This is a genomic window from Microvirga sp. HBU67558 (assembly GCF_018069605.1).
Classification (GTDB): domain Bacteria; phylum Pseudomonadota; class Alphaproteobacteria; order Rhizobiales; family Beijerinckiaceae; genus Microvirga; species Microvirga terrae.
This window is the reverse complement of sequence record NZ_JAGPUP010000411.1, coordinates 1-8,936: the sequence shown is the minus strand read 5'-3', so window position 1 is coordinate 8,936 and position 8,936 is coordinate 1. Positions and strand designations below refer to the sequence as shown.

At 65.6% G+C, this 8,936-nt stretch carries 8 protein-coding genes and 1 tRNA gene; 1 reads left to right on the top strand and 8 read right to left on the bottom strand.

All coding sequences use genetic code 11. From position 1 onward, the window contains the following. Window positions 1–245 (top strand): DUF3616 domain-containing protein (locus KBI52_RS03510; protein WP_210805340.1); only part of this gene is annotated, 245 nt, incomplete at its 5' end. 99 nt (window positions 246–344) lie between these two features. On the opposite strand, the gene KBI52_RS03505 is transcribed toward KBI52_RS03510, so the two are convergent. The 8 genes from KBI52_RS03505 to gyrA form a co-directional block, all read right to left on the bottom strand. Further along, a tRNA-Lys gene (locus tag KBI52_RS03505) sits at window positions 345–420 on the bottom strand. A gap of 142 nt (window positions 421–562) precedes the next feature. Beyond that, window positions 563–1,744: a tRNA guanosine(34) transglycosylase Tgt gene (tgt, locus tag KBI52_RS03500; protein ID WP_210805338.1), complete on the bottom strand. Its 1,182-nt coding sequence runs from the start codon at window positions 1,742–1,744 to the stop codon at window positions 563–565. Between the two features lie 116 nt (window positions 1,745–1,860). Further along, entirely contained in the window at window positions 1,861–2,937 is a 1,077-nt protein-coding gene (gene queA / locus KBI52_RS03495) for a tRNA preQ1(34) S-adenosylmethionine ribosyltransferase-isomerase QueA (RefSeq protein ID WP_210805336.1), read from the bottom strand. 134 nt (window positions 2,938–3,071) lie between these two features. Continuing rightward, entirely contained in the window at window positions 3,072–3,539 is a 468-nt protein-coding gene (locus tag KBI52_RS03490) for a peptidylprolyl isomerase (protein WP_173945529.1), read from the bottom strand. A 49-nt stretch (window positions 3,540–3,588) separates the two neighbouring features. Next, window positions 3,589–4,098, bottom strand: coding sequence for a hypothetical protein (locus KBI52_RS03485; RefSeq protein WP_173945528.1), 510 nt, complete (start codon window positions 4,096–4,098; stop codon window positions 3,589–3,591). Then, the gene (locus KBI52_RS03480; protein ID WP_210805334.1) at window positions 4,098–4,646 is read right to left on the bottom strand and encodes a peptidylprolyl isomerase; all 549 of its coding nucleotides are present in this window, start codon (window positions 4,644–4,646) and stop codon (window positions 4,098–4,100) included. Before KBI52_RS03480 ends, KBI52_RS03485 begins: the two co-directional genes overlap by 1 nt. A gap of 33 nt (window positions 4,647–4,679) precedes the next feature. Further along, entirely contained in the window at window positions 4,680–5,180 is a 501-nt protein-coding gene (gene coaD / locus KBI52_RS03475; RefSeq protein ID WP_210805332.1) for a pantetheine-phosphate adenylyltransferase, read from the bottom strand. A 283-nt stretch (window positions 5,181–5,463) separates the two neighbouring features. Further along, window positions 5,464–8,151, bottom strand: a complete 2,688-nt coding sequence (gene gyrA / locus KBI52_RS03470) for a DNA gyrase subunit A (protein ID WP_247654156.1) — start codon at window positions 8,149–8,151, stop codon at window positions 5,464–5,466. Window positions 8,152–8,936: the final 785 nt, after the last annotated feature.

The following is an 8,936-nucleotide window of genomic DNA, read 5'->3' as shown; positions in this document are numbered from 1 at the left end:
GGCCAGCGTATGTTTTAAGGTGGCGGGATGCGGCGCACGACAATGCCTCTGGGGTGATCGACCCTGAGCGGATCGAGACGGTCGCCGAACTGCCCTACCAACTGCATGTGGATCATCCGGAGGGGATTGAGCTCTGGCCTGAGGGGGGTGCTGGCGCCCTGCTGATCATCTACGACGCCCCTGCCCTGGAGCGAACCAACGCTGACACATCCACGGTGCGGGCAGACGTGATCTGCCCGAGTTGACCAGGAGCAAGCGCGAGCTGACCGGAGCGTCTGGCTACCTATTGGCTACCTGGGAAGAAACGGCGCAAAGGGCAGATGCCGGTAACCCTTTGAAAATATTGGTGAGCGCGCTGGGACTCGAACCCAGGACCCTCTGATTAAAAGTCAGATGCTCTACCGGCTGAGCTACGCGCTCCCAGGGGTGAGCCCGAGATAGGGGCTATCGTGCGTCGGGTCAATGGAAAAGCCTTGCCGGGAGGGCAAAACCTCGGGCGCTGTACCGGAAGAGGGGTGTTTCGGCCAATGGCTACAGGCGGGAAGAGGCCTGCGCCGGCTGATCAACCCTCCGCCCCCATGGCCACGTTGTCGGCGTGCTGGCCGATCTCCGCCTTGCTGTCCCACTCGCCCCTCGCCCATCCTTCCTTGACCTCACCGATGTAATCGTCAAGCCTGCCCTCGGCGATCGCCTTGCGCAACCCGGCCATGAGTTCCTGGTAATACGCCAGGTTGTTCCAGGTCAGGAGCATCATGCCCAGGATCTCGTTCGAGCGGACGAGATGATGGAGATAGGCTCGGCTGTAGGTGTTGGAGGCACTGCACTTCGATTCCGGATCGAGCGGGCTCACATCCTCGGCGAAGCGGGCGTTGCGCAGGTTCATGCGGCCGTGGCGGGTGAAGACCTGGCCGTGGCGCCCGGCCCGTGTGGGCATGACGCAGTCGAACATGTCGACACCCCGGCGCACCGCCTCGACGATGTCGTCCGGTGTGCCGACCCCCATGAGATAGCGGGGCTTTTCCCGGGGCATATGCGGCTCGACCGTTTCGATCATGCGCAGCATCACGTCCTGCGGCTCGCCCACCGCCAGACCGCCGATAGCGTAGCCTTTGAGGCCGAGCGCCGCGAGTTCCCTGGCGCTCTCGATGCGCAGCCGCTCCACGGCTCCTCCCTGGACGATGCCGAACATCGCCTTGCCGGGCTGCTCGCCGAAGGCCACCCGGCAGCGCTCGGCCCAGCGCAGAGACAGGCGCATGGCCTTTTCAGCCACCTCGTCGGAACAAGGCAGCTTCACGCATTCGTCGAGCTGCATCTGGATGTCGGAGCCGAGCAGGCCCTGAATCTCGATCGAGCGCTCCGGCGTCAGCACATGGGTCGAGCCGTCGATATGGGACTGGAACGTCACCCCGGTCTCGTCGATCTTGCGCAGGGCCGACAGGGACATGACCTGAAAGCCGCCGGAATCGGTCAGGATCGGATAGGGCCAGTTCATGAATTGATGCAACCCGCCGAGCCTGGCAACGCGCTCCGCCCCGGGCCGGAGCATCAGGTGATAGGTGTTGCCGAGTACCACGTCGGCGCCGAGCGCCTTCACCTGGTCGGGATACATGGCCTTCACGGTGGCGGCCGTACCGACCGGCATGAAGGCGGGCGTGCGGATGACGCCGCGTGGCATCCGGATCTCGCCGTTGCGCGCCGCGCCGTCGGTCTTGTTGACGGAGAAGGTGAAGCTCTCGGTGGTCATTCAGAAACTCTCTGTGTCGTTCCCGGTCGAAGCGCAGCCAACGGAAGGCCATTCATAACCGCCGCGCCTCGGCGATGGCCCCTGCCCGGCCTTCTGAGCCGGGGACGGCAGGCGGCTCAGCGGCGGTAGAGGAGGCTTCCATCGCCATAGGAGTAGAAGCGATAGCCGGTTTCGATCGCATGGGCATAGGCCGTCTTCATGCATTCCAGCCCTGCAAAGGCGGAAACCAGCATGAAGAGAGTCGAGCGCGGGAGGTGGAAATTGGTCATCAACACGTCCACCGCCTTGAAGCGATAGCCGGGCGTAATGAAAATGGCGGTATCGCCGGAGAAGGGTGCGATCGTCCCATCGTCCTGGGCGGCGCTTTCCAGCAGCCGGAGGGACGTCGTGCCGACCGCCACGATCCGCCCTCCTCGGGCCCGCGCCTCGTTGAGGGCCCGAGCGGTCTCCGCCGAGACGGAACCCCATTCGGCGTGCATGCGGTGCTCGTCGGTGTCATCGGCCTTCACCGGCAGGAACGTCCCCGCCCCCACGTGGAGCGTCACGAAATGGCGGGCGATGCCGCGTTCGTCGAGGCGACGGAAGAGATCCTCCGTGAAGTGGAGGCCGGCCGTCGGGGCTGCCACTGCCCCCTCGTCCCTGGCATAGACGGTCTGGTAATCCGACAGGTCCTTGTCGTCGGTCGGTCGCTTTCCGGCGATGTAGGGCGGCAGCGGCAACTCCCCAAGCCGGGCGATCGCCTCATCCAGGAAGGCTCCGGCGAAGGAAAAGCGCAAGCCGACATCGCCGCCCTCCCCCTTCTCCACAATCTCCGCGTCGAGGCGCACGAGTTCGCAGGCCGTGCTCTCGGACTCGTCCCCGAAGCGGATTCGGTCGCCGACATTGAGCTTCTTGGCCGGACGGGCGAAAGCCCTCCAGCGGTCGCCCCCCTCCCGCTTGTGCAGCATGATCTCGACCCGCGCGGCGGTGTCCTCGCGAACGCGCAGGCCGTAAAGCCGGGAGGGGATAACCTTGGTGTTGTTGAGCACGAGCACGTCGCCCGGCTGCAGCAGATCCGGCAGATCGCGAACGATCCTGTCCTCGAAACCGGCCTCGGGCCGGACCACGAGCATGCGAGCGGCATCCCGCGGCTCCGCCGGGCGGAGCGCGATGCTGTCTTCGGGAAGATCGAAATCGAACAGATCGACGCGCATGGATCCTGATTGCCGGGCCGTTTGGTCCGCTCCCCGCGGCCGTCGTCGGGCTTGTCCCGGCGAACCCGCCACGTGAGGCACCCTTCCGTTCGTCATGGCCGGGAACGGGCCCGGCCATGACGAACGATAACGCTTTAAGCCGCGTCCGCCGCGACCTTCATGGACACGATGCGGTCTGGATCGCGCACGGGCTCGCCGCGCTTGATCTTGTCCACGTTCTCCATGCCCTCGGTCACCTTGCCCCAGACGGTGTATTGCTTGTCCAGGAAGCGGGCATCGTCGAAGCAGATGAAGAACTGCGAATTCGCCGAATGGGGAAAGTTGGTCCGCGCCATGGAGCAGGTGCCGCGCACATGCGGCTCCGCGTTGAACTCGGCCTTCAGGTCAGGAAGATCCGAACCGCCCGTGCCGGTGCCGGTCGGGTCGCCGGTCTGGGCCATGAAACCCTCGATCACCCGATGGAACGGCACGTTGTCGTAGAAGCCCTGGCGGGCCAGGGTCTTGATGCGCTCCACGTGACCGGGAGCCAGGTCGGGGCGCAGCTCGATGACCACGCGGCCCTTGGTGGTTTCCATGATGATGGTGTTTTCCGGATCTGCCATCGGGATCTCCTGTGCTGGCTGTATTGGCTGAAGTAAGTCGCCTGCCCGCTCACATAGGCCGGGCATCGACGAAACGGAAGGAGAAGACGCGCCCGGCAATGGCACGTCCAAAGCTTTCCGTAAAGGGAAGTGGCGTGCAGCGCTCAAAGGCTTCGCGCACGGCTCGGGTGAAGGGCTCGCGCCGGTCGTCCTGGGTTCCCGCCTTGTAATAGGTGATCCGGGGCTGTCCCAGCACCTCGCCGTTGCGCTTGAAGCTCAGGCGCAGGGTGATTTCCTGACCGGAATAGCCGCTGCCCGAGGCCGGGCGCCAGCAGGCCTGAATGGCCTGGAAGATCTGGGCGATCCGGTCGATACGCTCGACCTTCGGGGCATCGGGACGCGGGCGGACCGTGCCCCTGAGGCCCTCTGGAAGCGGAGGCGGCTGCTGATAGGGCTCTTCCCACGCATACGGGTCGAATGCCGGTGAGAGCACCTGAGCGGCGAGCGGCGGAGCGGCCAGGTTTCCGAACAGGAGCGCGGCGAGGACCAGCCGCGCTCCGGATTCCGGATGAAGGCGCATCACTTCGCGTCGGCGGCGAGCTGCATCTTCACGATCTTGTCGGGGTTCGACACCATGCCGTTGGCGGCGGCATCGCCCTTCTTGATCTTGTCGACGACGTCCATGCCGGACACGACCTCGCCGAAGAGCGTGTACTGGCCGGTGAGCGGCCCGCAGCCCTCGTAGCAGATGAAGAACTGGCTGTTGGCCGAATCCGGGCTCTGGGACCGGGCCATGCCGACGGAGCCGCGCTTGTACGGCGTCTTGGTGAACTCGGCCGGGAGGTTGGGCAGGCTGGACTTGCCGGTGCCGGTTCCGGTCGGATCGCCGGTCTGGGCCATGAAGCCGCCGATCACCCGGTGGAACACGACGCCGTTGTAAAAGCCCTGCTTCGTCAGGGCCTTGATCTGCTCGACATGCTTCGGAGCGAGATCCGGGCGCAGGCGAATGGCGATGCGGCCGTCCTTGGTGTCGAGGAAGATCGTGTTCTGCGGGTCGTTGGCCTGCTGGGCGAGGGCCGGGATGAGGCCGGCGAGCACGAACGCTCCGGCGGCGAGCAAACGCTTCATGGTGGGAAGTCTCCTTATCGAGGACGATGCTACCTATGGCTGCCTGAATCTGGCTTTCAGGCGATCGGCGACAAGTCCCGGCACGAAGGCCGAGACGTCGCCGCGCATTCCGGCGATCTGGCGCACAAGCGTGGCCGTGATGGGGCGAACAGGGGGCGAAGCCGGGAAGAACAGGGTCTGGACCTCGGGCGCCATGGCGGCGTTCATGGAGGCCATCTGGATCTCGTAGTCGAAATCCGTGCCGTCCCGAAGGCCGCGCACGATCAGGCTCGCGCCGTGGCGGCGGGCCGCCTCGACCGCGAGGTCGTTGAAGGTCACGACCTCGAGCGCGACGCCCCGCTCCTGCAGAACCGGCCCGCAGACCTCGCGCAGCATGTCGGCCCGCTCCTCCGCGGAGAAGACCGGAGCCTTCGAGGAATGGACCCCGATGGCGACCACGATCCGATCGGCCACGCTGCAGGCCTGGCGCAGGACGTCCAGGTGGCCGTTGGTCACCGGGTCGAAGCTGCCGGTATAAAGCGCGGTGCGTGTCATGGGCCAAGGCGTAGCTGGATTAGGGCCATCCGGCAAGCCGTGCGCTGGCACACGGCAAGCCGAGCCGCCCCGTGAGAGATAAGGCTCACCTTAGGTCAGGAGAGAGCCATGATCGTCCGTCTTGTCATTGTCGTCGTCACCGCCGTGGCCGTGTTGAGCCCGGCCGCGCTGTCGAGCCTCGTCTGAGCACAACGGCGGCCGGGACAGACTGCCTTCCAGCCGACGAAAAACCCGCCGACCTGAGCCGGCGGGTTTTCCAATGTTCTCAATCGGCCGACGGGTCTTACCCTTCGGTGGGCTCGCCGCCCTCGGTCGAAACCTCGTCGATGCCTTCGCCGTCCTCGTCCTCGCCCTCGATGTGCTCCACCGAGACCACCTTCTCCTTGTTCTTGGTCGAGAAGACGGTGACGCCCTGCGAGTTGCGGCCGACGACTCGGATGCCCTCGACCGGAACGCGGATCAGCTGGCCGCCATCGGTCACGAGCATGATCTGGTCGGAACCCTCGACCGGGAAGGAGGCGACCAGCTTGCCGTTGCGGCTGTTGACCGCCATGGCCGTGATGCCTTTGCCGCCGCGTCCCGTGATGCGGTATTCGTAGGACACGGTGCGCTTGCCGTAGCCCTTCTCGGAGAGCGTCAGGATGCACTGCTCCTGCGCGCTCATCTCCGCATAGCGCTCCTGGGACAGCGAGAAGTTCGCGCCTTCCGTCTCCTCCGCGTCGTCCGTCGCGTCGGCATCGGCGCCCATCTGCTCGCCGGTCACGGCGCGGCGCATCTTGAGATAGGCCGAACGCTCCTCGCCGGTCGCTTCCACGTGGCGCAGGATCGCCATCGAGATGATGTCGTCACCCTCGGCCAGGTTGATGCCGCGCACGCCCATGGAGTCGCGCCCCTTGAACACGCGCACGTCCGTCACGGGGAAGCGGATGCACTGGCCCTTGGCCGTGGTGAGCAGCACGTCGTCGTTCTCCGAGCAGATCTGCACGTCGACGATGTGGTCGCCCTCATCGAGCTTCATGGCGATCTTGCCGCCGCGATTCACCTGGACGAAGTCCGACAGCTTGTTGCGGCGAACGGTCCCGCGCGACGTGGCGAACATCACGTCGAGCTTGTCCCAGGACGCCTCGTCCTCGGGCAGCGGCATGATGGTGGTGATGCGCTCGCCCTGCTTGATCGGCAGCATGTTCACCAGCGCCTTGCCCTTGGCGTTGGGAGCGGCCAGCGGCAGGCGCCACACCTTCTCCTTGTAGGCCTGGCCTTCGGAGGAGAAGAAGATGACCGGCGTGTGGGTGTTGGCCACGAACAGGCGGGTGACGAAATCCTCGTCCCGGGTCGTCATGGCGGAACGGCCCTTGCCGCCGCGGCGCTGCGCACGATAGGTCGAGAGCGGCACGCGCTTGATGTAGCCGGCATGGGACACGGTCACGACCATGTCCTCGCGGGCGATCAGGTCCTCGTCGTCGACGTCGGAATCCCAGTCGACGATCTGGGTTCGGCGCGGGGTCGCGAAGGCGTCCCGGACCTCGATCAGCTCGTCCTTGATGATGCCCATGATGCGGGCGCGCGACCGCAGGATCTCGAGATAGTTTGAGATTTCCGCGGCCAACTTGGCGAGCTCGTCGCCGATCTCGTCCCGGCCGAGTGCGGTGAGGCGCTGCAGGCGCAGGTCGAGGATGGCGCGGGCCTGGGTCTCGGAGAGGCGGTAGGTGCCGTCCTCGTTGATCTTGTGGCGCGGATCGTCCACGAGCGCGATGAGCGGCGCGATGTCGTGCGCCGGCCAGTCGCGGCCCATGAGGGCCTCGCGGGCAGCATTCGGATCGGGCGCCGTGCGGATGAGGCGGATCACCTCGTCGATATTGGCCACCGCGATGGCGAGGCCGCACAGCACGTGGGCGCGCTCGCGGGCCTTGTTGAGCAGGTACTTGGTACGCCGGGAGACGACCTCCTCGCGGAAGTCCACGAAGGCTCTGATCAGATCCTTCAGGTTCATCAGCTCGGGACGGCCGCCGTTGAGCGCCACCATGTTGGCGCCGAAGCTCGTCTGCAGCGGCGTATAGCGATAGAGCTGGTTGAGCACCACGTCGGCCATGGCGTCGCGCTTGATCTCGACCACGATGCGCATGCCGTCGCGGTCGGATTCGTCGCGCAGGTCGGCGATGCCCTCGATCTTCTTCTCGCGCACGAGTTCGGCGATCTTCTCGATCAGCGAGGCCTTGTTCACCTGATACGGGATCTCGGTGAAGATCAGCGCCTCGCGGTCCTTGCGGATCTCCTCGACCTCGGACTTCGCCCGCATGACGATGGAGCCGCGGCCCGTGGTGTAGGCGGACTTGACGCCCGCGCGGCCGAGGATCAGCGCCCCGGTCGGGAAGTCGGGACCCGGAATAAGCTCGATCAGCTCCTCGGTCGAGATGGCGTCATTGTCGATGAAGGCCAGGCAGCCGTTGATGACCTCGCCCAGGTTGTGGGGAGGCATGTTGGTGGCCATGCCGACCGCGATGCCGCCAGCCCCGTTGACGAGCAGGTTCGGGAAGCGCGCCGGCAGGACCGACGGCTCGTCCTTGGACTCGTCGTAGTTGGGCGTGAAGTCGACCGTGTCCTTGTCGATGTCGTCGAGGAGCGGCATCGCCGCCTTGGCGAGGCGGGACTCGGTGTAGCGCATGGCCGCCGGCGGATCGCCGTCCACGGAACCGAAATTGCCCTGCCCGTCCACGAGCATGAGGCGCAGCGAGAAATCCTGCGCCATGCGCACCAAGGCGTCATAGATCGCGCTGTCGCCGTGCGGATGGTACTGACCCATCACGTCGCCGACGATGCGGGCGGACTTCACGTATTTCTTGTCCGGCGTATAGCCGTTCTCATGCATGGAATAGAGGATGCGCCGATGCACGGGCTTGAGGCCGTCGCGCGCGTCGGGCAGAGCGCGGCTCACGATCACGCTCATGGCGTAATCGAGATAGGAGCGCTTCATCTCGTCGACGATGGAAATCAGCTTGATGTCGCTCGCCGGCTGGTCCCCCGCGGGGCCGCCGGAGCGGATATCGTTCGGATCGGTCAAGGTTGGTCTTTCTTAAAACGGTCTGCCCTTTCGCGAGAGGCGGCTTATCGGCGCCGCTTCGTCAAGCCATTCGGCAGGCCCGCGAATCCAATTGAAATCAGTCCCTTAGATGGGGGAAAACGGCGCGATTTTCAAGCTTTTTGACGGGTTTTCCAGAGGCAAGGCAGGGGCCAAAATCCGTTTACGTTTCAGCAACTTATTGTCGGGTCGGGCATCGCCCCGGGGCGCCGACCGCCTGCGGCCCTTTCGCGGCCCTGCCCGAGTGGTGACATTTTGGGTCAACTGCCACGTCTAAAGGCCTGACCCCGCTTCGTTTCCAGCCGATCGCACGGGTGACGGTCGATGTCCCTTCGGCCCGGTCCCCATCCGAGACGCCTCTTCGCACGCCGGGGCCGGCATGGCCGGCCGTGACCTTCTCCCCGTCATCACCGGGCTTGTCCCGGCGATCCCGCTTATAGGAACACCGCGCCTGTCCGAATCGGGGCGGGCTCGCCCTGATCCTCCCTACGTCATGGCCGGGCTTGTCCCGGCCATCCCAGGGTCGTTCCGTCACCCTCCGCCCTTCCTCGCCACCCCCCGCTCGTCTCGCCATCCTCCGTCCGTCCTGACACCCTCTGCGTCATGGCCGGGCTGGTCCCGGCCATCCCGATTGGAAGAGCAGAGCGCCTTACGGGTCGGGATCACCGGCACAAGGCCGG